The following is a 1,729-nucleotide window of genomic DNA, read 5'->3' as shown; positions in this document are numbered from 1 at the left end:
CGTTGTTTTTACAACGTTTTTTATTTTATTCTTTGGTATTCCTTGGTATTCTTTTTTACAAAAAGGATACAACATTCCGTCGTATCCTAAATATCAAATCAAGTCCTGAATTTTCTTAAGTTTTTATCATATTTTCTGTTATAATTAAGGTGCCTTAAGAAAAATAATGAAAAAACTAAATGTTTTTCATATAGTTTTCATTGTTTTAATAGTTTAAAGTCAATCTTATTTTTCTCTAATAGAAAATAATGAAAAAGTAGGTTTAGAAAGAGGTAAGTATCTATGTCTTCTCATAAAAAAGTGTCACTCTCTGAGATTAATCAATCTATCGATACTCCAAATAACAATCATTTCTGGCAAAATTTAAATGCCTTTTTAGGTCCGGGTGCTCTTGTCGCAGTTGGTTATATGGATCCAGGAAACTGGATTACCAGTGTAGTCGGTGGTGCATCCTATAAGTACAGTCTCTTGTTTGTTATCTTGATTTCATCTCTCATTGCCATGCAACTTCAGCAGATGGCAGGAAAGCTTGGTATTGTAACCCAGATGGACCTGGCTCAAGCAACGGCTCATCATTCACCTAAATGGCTTCGTTATAGTCTATGGGTGATTTTAGAATTAGCCTTGATGGCGACAGATCTGGCAGAAGTTCTAGGTTCAGCGATTGCTCTCAATCTTCTCTTTAAGATTCCGATTATGATAGCAATTCTCTTGACCGTGTTGGATGTTTTTCTCTTATTGCTTCTGATGAAATTTGGCTTTAAGAAGATTGAAGCTATTGTGACAACACTGATTTTAACCATTCTAGCAATTTTTACCTATCTGGTAGCTTTGTCACATCCAAGCTTCCAAGGAATCGTTGAGGGTTATCTACCGAATGCAACCTTATTTGAAAGTCCCTTGCCAGGGCATGAAAGTCAATTAACCTTGGCACTAGGGATCGTGGGAGCAACGGTTATGCCCCATAACCTCTATTTGCATTCTTCCTTGTCTCAAACTCGGAAAATCAATCACAAGGACAAGAATGATGTTCGAAAAGCCGTGCGCTTTATGACCTGGGATTCAAATCTCCAATTATCCTTGGCCTTTGTGGTTAACTCCCTTCTATTAATTCTCGGGGCGGCTCTCTTTTTCGGCCATGCATCTGAGATTTCTGCCTTCTCTCAAATGTATAATGCCTTGCAGGATTCTACTATTGCAGGAGCTATAGCTAGCTCGACCTTATCAACCTTGTTTGCCTTGGCTTTATTAGCCAGTGGTCAAAATTCGACAATTACGGGTACCTTGACTGGACAAATCGTTATGGAAGGTTTCTTGCATATGAGATTACCTCAATGGTTCATTCGTTTGGCAACTCGTCTCTTTGCCTTGTTGCCTGTCATGATTGTAGCGGTTCTGTTTGGTCATCAGGAAAAAACATTGGATCAGTTATTGGTTTATTCACAAGTCTTTCTTTCGATTGCTCTTCCATTTTCAATCTTCCCACTGATTTATCTAACTTCTAAGAAATCACTGATGGGAGAATTTACCAATGCCAAATGGAATACCATCCTTGGCTATATCGTTTCCATTATCTTAACAATTCTCAATGTGAAATTGTTATTTGATATTTTCTAAGAAATTCACCCGAGTTATAAAACAAGCATATAAGAAAAAAGATACCCAAGATTTCTTGAGTCCACTGAAAAAATAGGTCTCTTACTTTTAATGAAATGAAAACCGAGGAATC

The 1,729-nt window shown here is 37.0% G+C and carries 1 protein-coding gene; it reads left to right on the top strand.

Annotated features, from left to right (window positions below; genetic code table 11):
- The first annotated feature begins 282 nt into the window (after positions 1-282).
- Complete coding sequence (locus QZ359_RS04730) at positions 283-1,617, top strand: Nramp family divalent metal transporter (RefSeq protein ID WP_000094601.1); 1,335 nt, start codon at positions 283-285, stop codon at positions 1,615-1,617.
- The last annotated feature ends 112 nt before the right edge of the window (positions 1,618-1,729 follow it).

This window comes from Streptococcus sp. (genome assembly GCF_019414905.1).
GTDB lineage: Bacteria > Bacillota > Bacilli > Lactobacillales > Streptococcaceae > Streptococcus.
The sequence above is the reverse complement of the archived record's forward strand: the minus strand, read 5'-3'. Positions and strand labels throughout refer to the sequence as shown.

Bases quoted from the DNA above. Each gene is read 5' to 3' on its own strand.
- QZ359_RS04730 (WP_000094601.1), top strand. From the start codon at position 283: ATGTCTTCTCATAAAAAAGTGTCACTCTCTGAGATTAATCAATCTATC.